Source organism: Meiothermus sp. (assembly GCF_026004115.1).
Lineage (GTDB): Bacteria > Deinococcota > Deinococci > Deinococcales > Thermaceae > Meiothermus.
In genome coordinates, this window is record NZ_BPIM01000001.1 from 811948 (window position 1) to 828368 (window position 16421).

Below are 16421 nucleotides of genomic sequence, written 5' to 3' on the forward strand. Positions count from 1 at the left end.
TAACAGCTGTCCTATGGGTAAGAAGTGCCTATAGTAAGTTTGCTCATGGACTGTATGGCCATGCTGCCGTGTCCGGCGTGATCGGTCTGGGCCAGGCCCCCTGCAAGCAACAGCACCAAGAACATTCCCCACGCTTTTTGCATATCCTCCTCGCTATCAAGCAAGCGCTGCCCTTACAACGGGTACCTGGGCCCTGGGCTCAAAAAGCGGCTTGAACGCCCGCAACCTGAGCGCGTTGGAGAGCACGAACACCGAAGACAGACCCATCGCCGCCCCGGCCAGCACCGGCGAGAGCAGCCAGCCCGTGAAGGGGTAGAGCACACCTGCGGCCACCGGGATCAGCACGACGTTGTAGGCGAAGGCCCAGAAGAGGTTGAGCTTGATGTTCTTGAGGGTGGCCCTCGAGAGCGCGATGGCGTTGGGCACCCCACGCAGGTCGCCCGAGATCAGAATCACGTCGGCGGTCTCGATGGCGACGTCGGTGCCGGTGCCAATGGCCATACCCACATCGGCCTGGGCCAAAGCCGGGGCGTCGTTGATGCCGTCGCCCACGAAGGCGACGCGGTAGCCCCTGCCCTGGAGCTGCTTCACCGCGTCGGCCTTGCCCGCGGGCAGGACCTCGGCCAGCACCTCGTCGATGCCGAGCTGCCGGGCGATTGAGCGGGCGGTGCGCCGGTTGTCGCCGGTGATCATCGCCACCTCGAAGCCCTGGCGGTGCAGGGCGGCGATGGCCTCGAGGGTTCCTTCCTTGATGGGGTCGGCCACCGCCAGGATGGCCGCTAGCTTCCCGTTAACGGCGGCGTAGAGGGGGGTCTTGCCCTCGTCGGCCAGACACTGGGCCTCGGCGGCGAAGGGGCTCACGTCGACGCCCAGTTGGGCCATGTACCGATCCGCCCCCACGTCCACGCGGTAGATCCCCACCTGCCCGCTCACCCCGAAGCCGGGGAGGGCCTCGAAATCCTGGGGCTCGAGCAGCTCCAGCCCCCGAGCCCGCGCCTCCTTCACAACGGCCCGGGCGATGGGGTGCTCGGACTTCTGCTCGAGGGAGGCGATCAGGCGGAGCACTTCGGCCTCCTCGAAGCCCTCCTCGGTTCGCAAATCGGTGAGCTCCGGCTTGCCCTGGGTGAGGGTGCCGGTCTTGTCGAGGGCGATCACCTGGGCTTCCTGCAGGGTCTGTAAGGCCTCACCCTTGCGGAAGAGCACGCCCATCTCGGCGGCCTTGCCGGTGCCCACCATGATGCTGGTGGGGGTCGCCAGGCCCATCGCGCAGGGGCAGGCGATGATCAGCACCGCGACGGTGTTGACCAGGGCGTAGCTGACGGCGGCCTCACCCCCGAAGAGCAGCCACACCCCCGCGGTGAGCAGAGCGATCCCCAGCACGATGGGGGTAAACACCGCCACCACCCGGTCGGCCAGGTTCTGGATGGGGGGCTTGGATCCCTGGGCCGTCTCGACCAGCTTGATGATCTGCGCCAGCACGGTGTCCGCGCCCACGTCGGTGGCCCGGAAGGTAAAGGCCCCGTTTTGGTTGAGGGTTCCCCCGATGACTTGGGCCCCCTCGGATTTGAGCACGGGGATGGGTTCGCCGGTGATCATGGATTCGTCCACGTAGCTCTGGCCCGAGACCACCACCCCATCCACCGGGATCTTCTCCCCCGGGCGCACCGCAATTAGGTCGCCGGGCAGGACCTCGTCCACGGGGATTTCCCGCTCGGTGCTTCCCTCCACCACCCGGGCAGTCTTAGCCTGCAGCGAGAGCAGCCGCTGCATGGCCTCGGAGGTGCGGCCTTTGGCGAGGGCCTCGAGGTACTTGCCCAAGAGGATCAGCGTGATCACCACCCCCGCCGCCTCGAAGTAGACGTGGCGGGCCTGCGGGGGGAAGAGGCCGGGGAAGAGCACCACCGCCAGACTGTAGAAGTAGGCCGCGCTGGTGCCGATCATTACCAGGCTGTTCATGTCGGGTGAGCCCGAGCGCAGGGCTTTCCAGCCGTGGCGATAAAAGCGCAGGCCGGGGCCGAACTGCACCGGGGTTGCCAGGGCCAGCATCACCCAGGAGAGTGCGGTCATGACGCCGTGCCCGAAGGTGCGCATCAGCCATTCCTCGACGGGCGGTAAGAGCATGGGCAGCATGGCGATGAGGAAGAGCGGGAAGGCGAAGGCAGCGGCCAAGAGCACCGCGCGGCGCAGGTTGGCGATCTCCTTGGCGCGGGCTTCGCGCTCGAGGTCGGCGCGGTTCTGGCCCTTCCCCAGCTCGAGCACGCCGTACCCGGCCTCCCGCACGGCCCGTTTGAGCTGGGCCAGGCCGGTGCTGGCCGGGAGGTAGCGCACTGTGGCCCGCTCGGTGGCGAGGTTAACGCTCGCCTCGAGCACCCCGTCGAGCTTCTTCAAAGCGCGCTCGACCCGCCCCACGCAGGCCGCACAGGTCATGCCCGTAATGCCCAATTCAACCTCGGCCACCACCGGGGTATAGCCCACCTCCTGGATCTTCTCAATGAGGGCCTGCGGAGTGGTAGTAGTGGGGTCGTAGGCGACCGTAGCGCTTTCAGCCGCCAGGTTGACCGAGGCCGCCTCGACCCCCTCGAGCTTCTTCAGCCCGCGCTCCACCCGGTTCACGCAGGCGGCACAGGTCATGCCCTGAACGCCGATTTGCAGTTCTTTCACAATGCCTCCCGACGCACCCCTCCTGGGGAGGGGATAGCTGAGAAAAGGTGGCCCGACGGGCTCATCGGGCAACTCGAGGCTAACGGTACTTCAGCACTTCCATCAGCTCGGCCACCAGCTCGTCGGTGTCGCCGCGCTGGGCTGCGCTGGCCACGTGGTGCTCGAGGTGGCTCTTCAAGACCAGGTCGCCCACCTTGTCCAAGGCCCCCTGCACGGCCTTGATCTGCTTGAGCACGTCCACACAGTAGGGCTCGCCCTCGAGCATCTTGAGGATGCCCTCGAGGTGCCCCTTGGCCGAGAGCAGCCGGTTGCGCGCCTCCTGCCGCACCTTGGGATCAAGGTGCAGGGTGTGCTCGGCGATGGGGTTCACATTCCCTCCCTCTGGGTCACGCACGGACGGAGGCCGCATAGCCCTCTTCTTGCACCGCGTTGATAAGCCGCTCCACAGGAGCGTTGCCCTCGACGATGGCCCGGCCCTCCTGCAGGAAGACCTCCACCTTCTCCACCCCCAGCACACTCTTAAGGGCCTTCTCGACGCTCATCTTGCAGTGGCCGCAGCTCATGCCTTCGATTTTGAGTTCAATGCTCATCTTTCACCTCCACCCCCTCCAGGGGAGGGGTATATTCCCAGCTTAGGCTTCGCTGGAGATAAAGTCAACCCCACCCAGGGAGGGGTGGGGTTAGCGCAACACTCTGCTTCAAAGGGACTTTAGCCACTCCCGATACTGCTCGATCTCGCGGCGCTGCACGGCCATGACTTGCTGGGCGAACTCCTTGAGCTCAGGCTTGGTGGCCTTCTTCAGGGCCAGGTCGGACATGTCGATGGCGTCTTGGTGATGGGGGATCATCCCCTCTAAAAAAGCCCGGTCTACCGGCATGGAATGCCCCGGCATGGCTTGCATGCTCATCATGGCCGTGTCCATCATGGGCTTCATATCGCTTTTCATCATGTCCATGTACATCCGGGAGGGCGCTACCCCGTACCAAGCTTTGAGCCAGGCCGTGAGCTGGCCAATCTCCTTGTTCTGCACGGCGATGATCTCCTGGGCTGCTTTGCGGATGCGGGCGTCCTTCGAGACCTTGAGCACCGCCTGGGCCATCTCCACCGCGCCCTTGTGGTGTTCGATCATCATCGACATGTAGGCGATGTCGAAGTCCTTGCCAGTGAGCTTTTCCAGCGCAGCCATGCTCTGCATGGCCATGCCCCCGTGTTGCGAGTGATCGGTCTGGGCCAGGGCCAAGCCGAGCGCGAGTGTAAGTGCCACGATCGTTCGAATCATCTCTCCTACCTCCGTGCAAGATAGTGGCGGATTTGTGTTAAGCCCATGTAAAGCGCTGCCGCGACCCCACCCCCAGCAGCAGGGCATTCACCGTCACGATCACGGTGGAAGCGCTCATCAGCAGCGCTGCCCACTCCGGCCGCAGCAGGATACCGTAGCTGTTGTAGAGCGCTCCCGCCGCAACGGGGATGGCCAGCACGTTGTAGATTGCGGCCCAGAAGAGGTTCTGCTTGATCTTCCCCCGCACCTTGCGGGCTAGTTGAATAGCCTTGGCGACATCGGCGGGGTCGTTCCTTACCAGCACCACGTCGGCGGCCTCCACGGCCACGTCGGTGCCGGCCCCGATAGCGATTCCCACCTCGGCCTCGGCCAGGGCGGGGCGACTAGGTCACGGTCTCGACCTCGCGGTCGCGCCGGCACCCCGCTGCGGCTAAGCCCTGGGGCGTTCCTGCAACACCCAGCCGTTGCCGTCGGGATCGGTGAAGAAGACGAACGAGTTCCATTTCCCGCCTTTCCCCTCCAACCATACCCCCCCTTCGAGGTGCCGGACAGGGCTTACCCCCACCCCCCGCTCGAGCAATTCCCGCCGCGCGGCCTCGATGTCACCCACCACGATCTGCAAGCCCTCCAGCGAGCCGGGCGGCATGCTGTGGATCCCGCGGCTGAGGTGGATCGAGCAGGCCGAGCCGGGGGGGGTCAGCTGCACGACGCGCACGGAGTCGCTGACCTGTGCGTCGAGGTCTACGGCGAAGCCGCACTGCTCGGCGTAGAAGTGCTTGGCACGGTCGATGTCGGAGACGGGAATCTGGACCACCTCGAGCTTCCAATCCATCGCGCTCACGGCCGGCCCCCTGCCTGCGCGTAGCTCAGTAGCACCACGCCGGAGCCCAGGGTGGGGCTGCCGAAGTCGAAGATCCAGAGGTTGAGGGACTCCACTACCCCGTCGAGGGTCATAAGCAGCGAAGCCACGGTCTTGCGCATGCCGGTCCTCCTTTTCCCGCCCGCAGGCGGCTTATAACGCCCGTTGCCGATTCGCTAAAATGCAGATAACCATGTACATTCTGACTATAGCATATCCACTCCTAATACCGGATTCAAAAAGATAATCATCCAAACCAAAGATCCCCCAGAGGCTATCTTTTTGAATCCTAGAGCACACCCCTCCCGAACAGTCGGCGAAGAAAGCGTCTGCCTTCCAAAGGGGCTTACGCCCTCCGCTACGCGGATAACTTCCAAAGGGGCTTACGCCCTCCGCTACGCGGATAACTTCCAAAGGGGCTTACGCCCTCCGCTACGCGGATAACTTCCAAGGGGCGGTATCGCCCTCCGCAACGCGGATAACTTCGGCCCTGTTAGTTCGCCGCCATCCGGCGCCGAACTAACCGAATCTGGTATAAATCACAAAAATAGGTCACGGGTTTGCTAGTTAGCGGACACAGGCGCCCGCTGCGGGCCCGGCGGAGGTGGGAATGTACGGATTGATCAGCAGGTTGAAGGCCGTGACGGGGCGGTGCTGAGCAACCTGGGGCTGGGGCCGGAGAACCCGGTTCGCTAGATAACCTGGAGAAGCCGGGGCGGCTCGAGCCCTTTATAACGCTCTAAGGGGCCTCAGGGTGAGGGGGCTGGGGCAGCGTAAACCAGAAGGTGCTGCCGCGCCCGGCCTCGCTCCTCAGGCCCATCGTTCCCCCCATAGCCTCGACCAGGCCCTTGGCGATGGTCAGGCCTACCCCGCTTCCGCCGTCCTGCCGGCTGCGGGCCGAGTCCACGCGGTAGAAGCGCTCAAAGACCCGCGCCTGGTGCTCAGGGGGTATGCCCGGGCCGGTGTCGCGCACGCTGAAGCACACCCCGCTGGGCACTAGCCCGGCCTTGAGCACCACCTCCCCGCCGGACGGGGTGTGGCGCAGGGCGTTGGCGAGCAGGTTGGAAAGCACCTGTTGCAGGCGCTCGAGGTCGGCCCACACCGGGGGCAGACGTGGGGGCACGTCCAGGCGCAAAGCCACCCCCTGCTCGGCAAAGACCAGCTCGAAGCGCTCCGCGGCCTGCCTGAGGGCCTCGGCGGGATCGAGAGGCTGGGGGCGGATCTCTACCGCACCAGCTTCCACCCTCGAGACCAGCGAGAGGTCCTCGACTAGGCGGCGCATGGCCCGCACCTCGTGGGCGATGCGGTGGGCAGCCTGCTCGGGCGGTAGCACCCCGTCGGCCAGGGCCTCGGCGTAGCCCTGCAGCCCGGCCAGGGGGGTGCGCAGCTCGTGTGCCACCGAGCCGATGAGTTCGATGCGGCTGTGTTCGACCTTCTCCAGTGCCTCGGCCATGCGGTTGAAATCCTGGGCCAGCCAGGCCAGCTCGTCGCGCCCCTGAACCTTCAGGCGGTTGCGGTAATGCCCCTGGGCGATCTCCCGGCTGCCGCGGGCCAGCAGCCGCACGCTCCGGCTGACCCGCCTCGAGACCACCCAGGCCGTGCCCGCCGCCAGCAACCCGGCCAGCGGCAGCGAGGCCAGCCAGGCGGTGGTGAGGGTCGAGCGCAGGCCCTGCTCGAGGTCGGCGTGGAGGTCGGGGCCTTGTGGCCCGATGGCTGCCGCCATTTGCTCGATGTGCTTTTGGTAAAAGCGCGGGGCCAGCCACTCCGCGAAGCCCAGCAGCGCCACCACCGCCACCAAGGCCGCCAGCAGGTGGGTCAGGAATAGCCGTGTGAACATCACTCCTCCCGGAAGCGGTAGCCCACCCCGCGCACCGTCTCGATGTAGCGGGGGTTGTCGCCGTCCTCGCCCAGCTTTTTGCGCAGCCCGGCGATATGCACATCCACTACCCGATCCACCCCGGGGAAGTCGCTTCCCCAGACCCGCTCCAACAGGCGCTCGCGGCTCCACACCAACCCGGGGTGCTGGGCTAGGGTCAGGAGTAGGTCGAACTCGAGCTTCGAGAGCGCCAGGGGTTCTCCGGCCAGGTAGGCTTCACGCTCGCGGGGTCGGATCACCAACTCGCCGAAGGCCAGTTCGGCCTTCAGCCCGCTGCGGCGCAGCAAAGCCCGCACTCGAGCTACCACCTCGCGCGGGCTGAAGGGCTTGACCACGTAGTCGTCGGCCCCCAGGTCAAGCCCTCGGATGCGCTCTTCCTCTTCCCCCTTGGCGGTGAGCATCAAAACGGGCAGCTCGGGGTAGTCGCGTCGGAGTTCGCGGGCCACCTCCCAGCCCGAAAGCCGGGGCAGCATCAGGTCGAGCACCACCAGGCTGGCCTGGGGGATCTTCGCCAGTGCTTCTAGCCCGTCTAGGGCCTCTACCACCTCGTAGCCTTCCTGGCGTAGGTAAACACCTAATACCTCGCGGATCACCGGGTCATCATCGACCAGCAGCACACGAGCCACCCCAGCACCTCCAGGTTATCTAGCGAACCGGGTTTTCCGGCCCCCGTCCCCGGTAGGCATCTATAAAAGCCGCCGCCAACGCGGCATCCCAAGTCTCCAAGCGCAACAGCCTGTTCCAGGCAGTGAGCTCGAGGGCCTGACCTAGCCCTTGTCTGGGTACCACCACCAGCCCATCCCACTGGCCGGTAAATAGGCGCTGCCAGTTGCGAATCTGGTTCAAGGCCTCGGTAGGGGGTTGGTCGTAGTAGATCACCACATTACCGTGCTCCAATGCATGCACCAGCTTTTCCTTGGGTTCAGGACGTTGGTAAAAACCAGGGTTTGTCCAGTTGGGCCAGTGCACCCCGGAGGTAGGAGGGTCGATGGCATACTGCACTGGTGAGCCTATATTGATATGGCCCCGCCCGGCATCGGTATGTGTGACCACTCGAGCCTGTAAACCCGGCTTGCCCTGGTCAACCAGCGCGTCAAAACCGGCTGCCGACTGTTGTCCCTGCCACCAAAAAAAACCCCCAAGCAACACCCCCAAGACACCCACCCCTCCCCAGAACCAGAGCATGGGCGAGGGCTTGGGTTGAGCACCGTACCTGGATGCAGTTTTCTTTTTCTTTTTAGGTTGGGTTGCCATCGGATCACCTTGGTTGATTAGCTTAGGGATACTTTAGAATCTCGAGTACCCCATCATCCCACATTTCCCTCAAGCAGCCCCCCATGTAACCTTTCCTTCAGCTTCGGTTAAGCATTCACCCCGCATCCCCTTCAGCTTGACGGAGCATTCTCTAAAGCAGGAGGTAAAACTATGAATCCTATCCTGCGCAACTTGGCCGGACTCGCCCTGGCGGGCGTGCTTGCCGCCTGCGGAACCCAGCCCCAAACCCAGGACTCCCTGACCCAGGCCGATGCCCAGGCCCTCTCCGAAGCAGCCCAGGGCGACCTGCAGCTTACCGGTGCCATGCTGGGGGATGCTAGCGCCGGCGCCTTGAACACCCAGGGTGGGGTGGATAGTCTGGAAGCCCAAGCCCAAGCCTGGGGCCTGCCCCGTCGCATTAGCCTGATTTTGCGCGCGGTGGGCGTTCTGCACCTGCCGCCATCCGGCAGTGGAAACTGCACCCTCAGCACCACCCCCGTTTCACCAACCGATGCCGACGATGACGGCGTGCCGGCTGATGCCACCACCACCTACGATTGCAGCTATACCGGCCCCGGTGGAACCAGCTATAGCCTGAATGGCTCCATCCAGCTCCAGGATACCAACGACAACCAGCCCTACAGCGGCTACAGCGTCATCTTCAACAGTTTCCGATCGCGGGTCAGCAGCAGCAGCCTTTCGGTAGAACGCAACCTGAACGGCAGCTACTCGATGGATAAGCAAGATGCTACCTTGTTCAAAATCAGCAAGAACTACACCCACAGCGTAACCAAGACGGCTCTTAATAACACCTATACCGGCTCACTGGTCTTCAATGTCAGCAAGACCTACGCCCCCGACAACGACGGCGACAGCAACCCCTGGAATGCCGGCACCATCACCGTGGACAAGGCCAGCCCCGGCAGTGCAACCTGGACCCGAAACGGCAACACCCGCAATCTCGTTTGGTACACCGACCCTACCCTGCACTGGAACCGCTCGGTTTGTCAGAATCCTTTAGGTCGGCTAATGAATTTCGACCGTGGGGCCAAGGAGTATGTCTACACCAATCCGGCAAACGAAAAATCAACCCTGCGCATCGAGTTCAGCGCTTGTGGTCAGTTCACCGTAACCCTCAACAGCCAGACCGTGCAGTAAAACGCCTTGCAACGGCCAGACCGCGCAGTAAAACGCCTTGCAACGGCCAGACCGTGCAGTAAAACGCCTTGGCTGCAACCACCCCGGCTCTCCTGGGGTGGTTCTTTTCGTTCTGATACTGCTTAGTGGTCAGGTAACCAGGAAATCGGTATGCACTACTATCCCCTTCAATAAGCCGCACATCGCAACTATGGGCAATCAATGTGCTTCAAAACGTACCGCAAAACAAGTTACCGGTGCACTTAGAGCGCTCTTCACAAAGATCGAACCTCCCAGGGTTAGAAGTCCTTTGTCCCAGACAGAACAGTTGCCGCCCATCCGGGCGGCAACGTCTGTGAAGGACGCGATAAGAAGGTCTTTTTCCCGCCCCTGGAGTGATACCCTTGAGGCAGGAGGTACTTTATGTATGCCCGAACCCATATCGAACAACACTTCACCGGCTCCGAGACCATCCGGGATGTGGTGATCGGCATGTCCGACGGGCTCACGGTGCCGTTTGCGCTGGCAGCCGGGCTATCGGGCGCAGTGGATAATAGTTTTGTGGTCTTGATTGCCGGCATCGCCGAGGTAGCCGCGGGCTCCATTGCTATGGGGTTGGGCGGTTTTCTGGCAGCCCGCAGTGAGTCAGACCACTACAAAGCCGAGCTCGAGCGCGAGTGGCGCGAAGTGCGAGAGCTGCCCGAGAGCGAAACCGAGGAAGTGCGAGCAGTGTTCAGAAGATACGGGCTGGAAGGTGAGCCCCTGGAACAAGCCACCCGGGCCGTCACGGCCAAACCCCAGGCCTGGGTGGATTTCATGATGAAAGAGGAACTGGGCCTGGAAAAACCCAATCCCAAAAGGGCCTTGAGCAGTGCGCTCACCATTGGCGGCGCGTACATTGTGGGGGGAGCCATTCCGCTGATACCGTATGCACTTCGGCTTCCGATGTCGAGTGCGCTCTTGTGGAGCGTGGCAGTAACCCTGGTGGCGCTGGCAGTGTTCGGGGCGGTCAAGGCTCGCTTTACCGGCATCAGTATGTTCAAAGGCGCCTGGCAGACGGCCCTGGTAGGTGGCCTGGCAGCAGGGGTAGCGTTTGCCATAGCGCGGCTGGTGAGCGGGCTCGAGTAGATCCAAAAGCCAAGGTTCACCCTTAAGAACGCCAGGTGCCCATGACCCGGCGCAGCACAACAAGTTCGCCGGTATGGTAGGCGTTGTGAGCAGCGATGATGTGAATTTCGCGCAGAATGTTGTGCCGATACTGGCCGCTGTTCGGCAACGGTGCAAACAGGTCCATAGCCGGATTCTGCACGATTTCGACCAGTGCTTGCCGGTCGGCCATGAACTGCCGGACACTTGCATTCCAGCCTGCAAGATCGGTTGTGGCCTGGGCATGGGGCCAGTAGTCGTCGGGAAAGTGGGGCCAGCGGTATTGATCAGAAGCAATGTAGTCCAGAATGTCTTTCTGGGCCAGGCGCAGGTGCTCGACCAGGTGCCAGAAGGTGTAGGGGCATCCGGGAGGTCGGGTGTTGATGTGCTCCTCGGGAAAATCCGCTACCGCGTCCTCGAAGTCGGCGTGGGCTTGCCGGAGGGTGAGCAGGTTTACCAGTTGGCTGCGGAGTTCGGGGTTGCTCATGTGGGACTCCCATCCCCTTCTAAAACATATAACTCCCTTGCTTCAACCACACTCGCCCAATTATGCTCCGCCCAGCGGCACAGCGGTGCCAACACCTCATGCAGGCTATAGCCCAGAGGGGTGAGGGTATATTCGGTGTGTGGTGGTACTGCTGCATACACTTTGCGGGTGATAAGACCATTTTTCTGAAGATTCCGCAGGGTTTGAGTAAGCATTTTTTGCGAAATTCCCTCGATCAGGTGGAACAGCTCACCGTGCCGCAAGGTTCCCCGTTTGAGGGTATAGATGACGAGTACACTCCATTTGTCGGCCACCATGTCCAGGACTTGGTTTGAAGGACAACGACGACTCAATACATTGGCGATGGAGTTGGGGCGCTCGAGGCTCATATCGATTTTATAGAACTTGCAAGCCCAGTTGTCCATTACGCACCAAATAGTGCCTATAAATCGGCGTTGTTGCAAAAATAAAGAGCTACGCACCCCGTGGTAGCTTGACAACTGATGAAGAAAACAAGCAAAGACCACTATAAGGTGCAGGATTACAGCATCCTGAGCCGTCGTAGGGCAGGTTTATCGGTGAAAATGGAAGTCCATGCCCAAGAACTTTCTGGCAAACGGACGATTGCGGTGGATTCGACGGGGTTGAAAGTCTATGGGGAGGGCGAGTGGAAGGTCAGGCAACATGGAGTGAGTAAACGGCGAACCTGGCGCAAGTTACACCTGGCTATAGACACCAAAACTCCATCAGTGACGATCAGATGATGCCAATCCTGTTGGAGAATATCGAGCCAGAGATTGAAGTTGAGCAGGTCTGTGCCGATGGGGGATATGACCGAGGGGGCAGTTACCAAGCGATTGCTCGGCGCAAGGCTAAAGCCACCATCCCACCGCGAAAGGGAGCCCGAATCTGGCAGCATGGTAACGCTAAAGCCGAAAAGCTGGATCGAGACCAAAACCTCAGACGCATCCGTAAAGTCGGTAGAAAGCAATGGAAGAAGAAATCGGGCTATGATCAGCGAACTAAGGCTGAAACCGCTATGTTTCGCTACAAACGAATCATTGGCCATCAACTCTCAAATCGTCTTTTACAAAACCAGATCGTCGAAATGAAGCTGGGAGCGAAAACCCTAAACACCATGAGCGCTGTGGGGATGCCGGACAGCTTCAAAGTATCAGCCTGAACTTACGAACCTGGAGGACGGATACCTATTTATGCAACAAAGCCTTTGTAAACTGTCTTTTTTGAATCCGCTATAAGTGGTCGCGAACTTCCTACAGGCCTTCTCATGTCGGGCCATCTGACCCAGGATTACATTTTCTGTACGCAGACTCTGTTGGATTCACAAACAGGCGCAAACCCCTCGAGATCGCCTTGGTCATGGCGCTGACCGATGGTATCTATTTTGAGACTACTTGAGCAAAATCCTTCCGTCCAGTGGTGGAATCGTTATTCTGGTCACGGTAGCCCCATTATTCACGCCAGGATCCTGGGTGCCTTGAAGGGCTTTGAAGGTACCGCCTAAGTCTACGGTGATGGTTTGGGTTTTGCTCGAGTTGAGCAAGGCGATGCCGTTGTCAAAATCTCGTCGCCACACCGGCGAGCCGGAGGCAATGGGTGCTCCGGCTGTCCTTGGATAACCCAAATTGATGTCATATTCATCGAAGTAGGTGTAGTATTTCCAGCCCCCGTGCAGGAAGCTACCCCCAGACATTAGCGCAGCAGCCAATCCAAAGCGCATGGCCTGCAGGGTCTGGTAAGCTTTATCAGAATTAGGTGATTCGTCGGCGACAATTTTATTGGGCACCAGCGTAAAGCAGCCGGTATCCCGACACCAGGCCCGGTAGCGCTGCACGAACTCTTCAAAGCTGAGCCAATACTCGCCCTGGCTGAGGGCCTCGAGGTCAGTTTCAAATTCCATGCCATCTATGCTCTCGAGGTAGGAATAAGCCTTACCCTGGCGGTCGCGCAAGGGGCCGGTATTTCCGTTGAGATGAAAGCGGTCCGGGTAACCAGCAACGGAATTGGCCGTCAATATAGCGTTGGGCATAACTGCGCGCAGCTTTTGTAGAAACTCAATGCGGCCCATCTCAAAGGCCCGGTCGCGTTCTTGTACGGGATCCGCACGCCCATCGAGGTCGAGATCGAGCAGGTCTTTATCCGGCATGTAGGGCCCGTATACATAGCTGAAGCCGCGCCAGGTGCTATCCATGAAAGCCCCATCAAACAGCAGCAAATCTTCGCGCCAGACCCGGTAGTGCAGCTGCACCAGCAAGTCTACGGTGGCCGGATTGGCTAGGTTAAAGACCGGATAGTCACCAAAGGCATAGGCGATTTTACCGCTGGCGGTTCGCACGAAGACCTTACGGTAGAGTTGGGGATCGCTGGGATCATTATCGGCAGCCTCGAGGGCTGCACACATGCTCTGGGTACAACCATAGGTGCTGAAGTACTGGGTAAGCAGCTTGAGGTGGGGATTGCGTTTACGGGCCTCGGTCAGCACCCTGGTGTCGAAAGGCACCCGGCCCTCACCCGGGTGGATATTCAGAATAAACACACTGAGTTTCAAGAGCTTTTCGAGCGTCAGTTCACTCCAGTTGCCCCATCTGGGCCACCATAACGTAAATAGTCGCGGATAGGGAGGGTTGTAGGGCTGTAGCACCCGGTAGTTTACCTGACGGGTTAGCGCGTAGGGCTGGGTCGGATTACTTCGAGGAGCCGCCTTCACGAAAAAGCGGTGGGGTTGGTCGGGTTGTAACGCCACCGTGAAGCGATGGGTAAGGCCATCGCTGTAGCTGGCGGAAAGGCTCATTTCAGCAAAGGGTTTATCGCTGGTATCGGCGCGAACCAGCGCGGGTTCTTGGGTAGTGACACTAAAGGTGATGGAGTTGGCGCCTGCAGGTAGCAAGCGGCTGAAGGGGGTTATAGGGGAGAGCCTGGGATCGGCAGGCTCGGTCAGCGGCTCGGGGGCTATTGGAGGCGCTTCAGGGTTTGGGGCTTTGCATGCAGCTGTACCAAGCATAAACCCAGCAGCCAGCAATCCCATCGTGCTGATTCGAATAAAACGCAGCAAACGCTGCAACTGGGTAAAAACAAGATAGCTCGTAACTTTTGCTCGTGTATACATGATATTTATCGTCTAATTCTTCCTGGATATTGCCTTTAGGGCTTAGAGCTTGGTTAATATCTTTTGAAGATATTCTAATTCCTGCTGCTCTGCTGCCTGGTCTTCTGGCTCGCCCGGACTACCCGCTTAGCCCGGCCCCACGGTTCGTCGCCCTCAAATTCCCTCCACACCGAAACGACGGTATCGGGCCAGGCGGCCCTAAACCCGTCCATCAAACCCACAGTCCACCAGAATCAGGTAGCCCCCGCACTTAACATGAGCGCGAAACCTGCGTTTGAGCATTGATACATAGAAGAAGCCGCTGCTCGAGACCACTCTCAGGATGATCTGGCTTTGTGTCTCCACCGCATAGCTCTATTCACCACGCTCCGAGAGGGTCGACCCAGCCGGGCTTGAAAGTGGGCGCTGGTTTGGATGAGGCGAAATTCCGTGAGGTCTAAGTGCGCCCACATTAGATTTTTGTGGTGACGGTCTCGGTGAAAGAAGTGGCCGGTCTTTAAAGCGGCGCAGCTTATGGGCTCCCCTTTTCGGGTAGAGCAAATTCCTAACGTTGTTGTACTTATGTTGCGCCACATCCGGAAGATGCGCGAGACGACAACGCGGAGAGTGTTGGGTTGCTGCTCGAGGCGCAGTTGCCCAATCTCCTGGTGAGTACGCATGTCACAAAGCTATCGTGGAGATACTTGATACCACGGCCTCCTCCACCACCCCAGGCTCAGCGGTAACCGCCGGTTCATCTCATTGAATCCGAAATTGGCGCAAAAAACGTGCCCAGCTTGGTTTTTGCTACCAATTCCTGCAGTAAAATATTGAGCAGACCGCGAAAGCTATTTGCGGGGCCGCTTGATGGTCTCGATGTGGGCCCCGTTGTGCAGCACGGCGGTAAAAAGCTCCCACAGGGGTACAGCCAGCTCGGGCTCGGTGGTGAGTTCGCTAAAGCGAAAATAGGCTGCGTCGCCCGAAGGCAGCACAAAGGTGGGCGTGCCGAATACCCCCAGCTCCCCGGCCTGCTCCAGGTCGCGGGCGAGCTCGAGCCGCCGGTTTTCCTCGTCTTCCAGGTCGGCCATGAAGCGCTCCAGATCCAGGCCGGCCCGGTCTACGGCCTCCACAAAGGTTTGGTCGTCGCCCAGTGACCGCCGATCCTGGTGGCGCAGCCGAAACAGCTCGAGGGCAAAGCGCAGGTGGGCCGACTTCCCCTGTTGACGGGCCGCATGCGAGGCCAGAAAGGCCCGCAGGGACTTGGGGCCCTCCAGCGGCTGCTCGGCCAGCTTCCAGACCGGGGCGCTCTGCGGCAGACCCTGGTTTTCCGGGTGGTTGCCCTGCTCCAAGCTGTAGTGCCGCAGCTCCAGCTCCAGGCCCATTTGGGGGGCCACCACATGAATCAGCTCGAGGCCCCGCCAGGCGAAGGGGCACAGGTAGTCGAGGTACAGCGTAACGGTCTGCATCGTCAATATCCAAAATACTCGTAGGTGTAGGGGCCCTCCAGGCCCAGCATCAGGTCGAGGTTCTGCACCGCGGCCCCCGAAGCGCCCTTGCCCAGGTTATCGAATCGAGCTACCAGGAGGGCCTGCTCGCGCGCGGGGTTCTCGAAGACGAAGAGCTCGAGCAGGTTGGTACCGTTGAGGGCCTGGGGGTCCAGTACCGGGTGGTGCGCCCCGTAGGTCTCCAAAGGCATCACCCGCACAAAGCGCTGACCGCGGTAGCGCTCAACCAGGGCCTCATGCAGCTCGGCCCCGCTGACTTTTTGGGGCAGGGCCCAAAGGTGGATGGGGATAAAGTCCAGCATGCCCTGCCGAAAGCGCCCCACTGCCGGTGTGAAGATGGGGGGGTGCTCGAGGCCCGAGTAGAGGGTCATCTCGGGGATGTGTTTGTGGGTCAGCTCGAGGCCATAGGCCCGGTAGTCGCCGGCCAGCCGGTGCTCTCCCCTTCCTTCCATGGCTTCTATCAGTTGCCGCCCACCCCCCGAGTACCCCGAGATGGCATTCACCGAGGCCGCAAAGCGCCTGGGCAACAGCCCAGCGTCTATCAGGGGCCGCAACAGGGCAATCACGCCGGTGGGGTAGCAGCCGGGGTTGGAAACCAGGCGAGCCCGGCGAATATGTTCGGGTTGCGCAGGGGTTAGCTCCGGAAACCCATACACCCAGCCCTCGTCCACCCGGTGGGCCGAACTCGCGTCCAGAATGCGGGTCTCGGGGTTCTCCAGCATCCCCACCGCGGCTTTGGCCAGGTCGTCGTGCAAGCAGAGGATGGCCACATCCACCGCGTTTAATAGCCGCTTGCGCTCAGACTCATCCTTGCGCTTAGCAGGGTCAATGGAAACCAGTTCGATATCGCCGCGGCGCTGCAAGCGCGCCCGAATCTGTAGGCCGGTGGTGCCCGCTTCGCCATCAATAAACACGGTGGGTTTTTTCATGTTCTTTCCCGCCAAAAGTCAGCTATGTGAAATGTTCAACTTGACGTATGCCTCAGGTTTCAGGTCAACCGCGAACCCCGCCCTTATCGAAGGGCCAGCCGACTTTCGAAGGCAGGGGGGCTCATCGGGGTTTACACCCAGTTCCAAGAGCATGGCTCTCAGGCGAAAAACCACCGCCAGG

General features: G+C 60.9%; 17 protein-coding genes and 2 pseudogenes. 3 read left to right on the forward strand and 16 right to left on the reverse strand.

Annotation, left to right across the window (positions count from 1 at the left end):
* Window positions 1-11: 11 nt before the first annotated feature.
* From Q0X23_RS03820 to Q0X23_RS03870, 11 genes and pseudogenes are all read right to left on the reverse strand, one after another.
* Window positions 12-143, reverse strand: coding sequence for a hypothetical protein (locus Q0X23_RS03820; protein ID WP_297859064.1), 132 nt, complete (start codon window positions 141-143; stop codon window positions 12-14).
* A gap of 13 nt (window positions 144-156) precedes the next feature.
* The gene (locus tag Q0X23_RS03825) at window positions 157-2664 is read right to left on the reverse strand and encodes a heavy metal translocating P-type ATPase (RefSeq protein ID WP_297861159.1); all 2508 of its coding nucleotides are present in this window, start codon (window positions 2662-2664) and stop codon (window positions 157-159) included.
* 76 nt (window positions 2665-2740) lie between these two features.
* Window positions 2741-3070: a metal-sensitive transcriptional regulator gene (locus tag Q0X23_RS03830; protein WP_273048784.1), complete on the reverse strand. Its 330-nt coding sequence runs from the start codon at window positions 3068-3070 to the stop codon at window positions 2741-2743.
* Window positions 3048-3251 carry a heavy-metal-associated domain-containing protein gene (locus Q0X23_RS03835; protein WP_297859065.1) on the reverse strand — a complete coding sequence of 68 codons (204 nt, stop codon included), beginning with the start codon at window positions 3249-3251 and terminating at the stop codon, window positions 3048-3050. Before Q0X23_RS03835 ends, Q0X23_RS03830 begins: the two co-directional genes overlap by 23 nt.
* 108 nt (window positions 3252-3359) lie before the next feature.
* Complete coding sequence (locus Q0X23_RS03840) at window positions 3360-3941, reverse strand: DUF305 domain-containing protein (protein WP_297859066.1); 582 nt, start codon at window positions 3939-3941, stop codon at window positions 3360-3362.
* Between the two features lie 37 nt (window positions 3942-3978).
* Window positions 3979-4320 (reverse strand): annotated as a pseudogene (locus Q0X23_RS03845) (ATPase P); the annotation flags it as partial.
* A gap of 51 nt (window positions 4321-4371) precedes the next feature.
* Window positions 4372-4773 (reverse strand): VOC family protein, encoded by a 402-nt coding sequence (locus Q0X23_RS03850; RefSeq protein ID WP_297861160.1) that lies wholly within the window; start codon window positions 4771-4773, stop codon window positions 4372-4374.
* 5 nt (window positions 4774-4778) lie between these two features.
* On the reverse strand, window positions 4779-4922 hold the full coding sequence (locus Q0X23_RS03855) for a hypothetical protein (RefSeq protein ID WP_297859067.1): 144 nt from the start codon (window positions 4920-4922) through the stop codon (window positions 4779-4781).
* A gap of 617 nt (window positions 4923-5539) precedes the next feature.
* Complete coding sequence (locus Q0X23_RS03860) at window positions 5540-6637, reverse strand: cell wall metabolism sensor histidine kinase WalK (RefSeq protein ID WP_297859068.1); 1098 nt, start codon at window positions 6635-6637, stop codon at window positions 5540-5542.
* The gene (locus tag Q0X23_RS03865; RefSeq protein WP_297859069.1) at window positions 6637-7302 is read right to left on the reverse strand and encodes a response regulator transcription factor; all 666 of its coding nucleotides are present in this window, start codon (window positions 7300-7302) and stop codon (window positions 6637-6639) included. The genes Q0X23_RS03860 and Q0X23_RS03865 overlap by 1 nt, the downstream gene beginning before the upstream one ends.
* A 19-nt stretch (window positions 7303-7321) precedes the next feature.
* Window positions 7322-7861 carry a DUF3105 domain-containing protein gene (locus Q0X23_RS03870; protein WP_297859070.1) on the reverse strand — a complete coding sequence of 180 codons (540 nt, stop codon included), beginning with the start codon at window positions 7859-7861 and terminating at the stop codon, window positions 7322-7324.
* Window positions 7862-8101: 240 nt separating this feature from the next.
* Here Q0X23_RS03870 and Q0X23_RS03875 point away from each other — a divergent pair, with 240 nt between their 5' ends.
* Entirely contained in the window at window positions 8102-9088 is a 987-nt protein-coding gene (locus Q0X23_RS03875) for a hypothetical protein (RefSeq protein ID WP_297859071.1), read from the forward strand.
* 402 nt (window positions 9089-9490) lie between these two features.
* On the forward strand, window positions 9491-10195 hold the full coding sequence (locus tag Q0X23_RS03880; protein WP_297859072.1) for a VIT1/CCC1 transporter family protein: 705 nt from the start codon (window positions 9491-9493) through the stop codon (window positions 10193-10195).
* Between the two features lie 22 nt (window positions 10196-10217).
* Here the strand turns inward: Q0X23_RS03880 and Q0X23_RS03885 are convergent, their stop codons facing one another.
* Window positions 10218-10700, reverse strand: coding sequence for a DinB family protein (locus Q0X23_RS03885; RefSeq protein WP_297859073.1), 483 nt, complete (start codon window positions 10698-10700; stop codon window positions 10218-10220).
* On the reverse strand, window positions 10697-11089 hold the full coding sequence (locus Q0X23_RS03890) for a helix-turn-helix domain-containing protein (RefSeq protein ID WP_297859074.1): 393 nt from the start codon (window positions 11087-11089) through the stop codon (window positions 10697-10699). The genes Q0X23_RS03885 and Q0X23_RS03890 overlap by 4 nt, the downstream gene beginning before the upstream one ends.
* Before the next feature lie 114 nt (window positions 11090-11203).
* On the opposite strand from Q0X23_RS03890, the pseudogene Q0X23_RS03895 reads away from it, so the two are divergent.
* A pseudogene (locus tag Q0X23_RS03895) lies at window positions 11204-11883 on the forward strand (IS5 family transposase).
* 228 nt (window positions 11884-12111) lie between these two features.
* On the opposite strand, the gene Q0X23_RS03900 reads toward Q0X23_RS03895, so the two are convergent.
* The 3 genes from Q0X23_RS03900 to argC form a co-directional block, all read right to left on the reverse strand.
* Window positions 12112-13512 carry a putative glycoside hydrolase gene (locus Q0X23_RS03900; RefSeq protein ID WP_297859075.1) on the reverse strand — a complete coding sequence of 467 codons (1401 nt, stop codon included), beginning with the start codon at window positions 13510-13512 and terminating at the stop codon, window positions 12112-12114.
* A gap of 1142 nt (window positions 13513-14654) precedes the next feature.
* Window positions 14655-15272, reverse strand: coding sequence for a DsbA family protein (locus tag Q0X23_RS03905; protein ID WP_297859076.1), 618 nt, complete (start codon window positions 15270-15272; stop codon window positions 14655-14657).
* Window positions 15273-15274: 2 nt separating this feature from the next.
* Window positions 15275-16240, reverse strand: a complete 966-nt coding sequence (argC, locus tag Q0X23_RS03910) for an N-acetyl-gamma-glutamyl-phosphate reductase (RefSeq protein ID WP_297859077.1) — start codon at window positions 16238-16240, stop codon at window positions 15275-15277.
* Window positions 16241-16421 lie beyond the last annotated feature (181 nt).

Coding starts and splice junctions, on each gene's coding strand:
- Q0X23_RS03820 (WP_297859064.1), bottom strand. CDS start 143: ATGCAAAAAGCGTGGGGAATGTTCTTGGTGCTGTTGCTTGCAGGGGGC.
- Q0X23_RS03830 (WP_273048784.1), bottom strand. CDS start 3,070: ATGCGGCCTCCGTCCGTGCGTGACCCAGAGGGAGGGAATGTGAACCCC.
- Q0X23_RS03835 (WP_297859065.1), bottom strand. CDS start 3,251: ATGAGCATTGAACTCAAAATCGAAGGCATGAGCTGCGGCCACTGCAAG.
- Q0X23_RS03840 (WP_297859066.1), bottom strand. CDS start 3,941: ATGATTCGAACGATCGTGGCACTTACACTCGCGCTCGGCTTGGCCCTG.
- Q0X23_RS03850 (WP_297861160.1), bottom strand. CDS start 4,773: ATGGATTGGAAGCTCGAGGTGGTCCAGATTCCCGTCTCCGACATCGAC.
- Q0X23_RS03855 (WP_297859067.1), bottom strand. CDS start 4,922: ATGCGCAAGACCGTGGCTTCGCTGCTTATGACCCTCGACGGGGTAGTG.
- Q0X23_RS03860 (WP_297859068.1), bottom strand. CDS start 6,637: ATGTTCACACGGCTATTCCTGACCCACCTGCTGGCGGCCTTGGTGGCG.
- Q0X23_RS03870 (WP_297859070.1), bottom strand. CDS start 7,861: ATGCTCTGGTTCTGGGGAGGGGTGGGTGTCTTGGGGGTGTTGCTTGGG.
- Q0X23_RS03875 (WP_297859071.1), top strand. CDS start 8,102: ATGAATCCTATCCTGCGCAACTTGGCCGGACTCGCCCTGGCGGGCGTG.
- Q0X23_RS03880 (WP_297859072.1), top strand. CDS start 9,491: ATGTATGCCCGAACCCATATCGAACAACACTTCACCGGCTCCGAGACC.
- Q0X23_RS03885 (WP_297859073.1), bottom strand. CDS start 10,700: ATGAGCAACCCCGAACTCCGCAGCCAACTGGTAAACCTGCTCACCCTC.
- Q0X23_RS03890 (WP_297859074.1), bottom strand. CDS start 11,089: ATGAGCCTCGAGCGCCCCAACTCCATCGCCAATGTATTGAGTCGTCGT.
- Q0X23_RS03900 (WP_297859075.1), bottom strand. CDS start 13,512: ATGAGCCTTTCCGCCAGCTACAGCGATGGCCTTACCCATCGCTTCACG.
- Q0X23_RS03905 (WP_297859076.1), bottom strand. CDS start 15,272: ATGCAGACCGTTACGCTGTACCTCGACTACCTGTGCCCCTTCGCCTGG.
- argC (WP_297859077.1), bottom strand. CDS start 16,240: ATGAAAAAACCCACCGTGTTTATTGATGGCGAAGCGGGCACCACCGGC.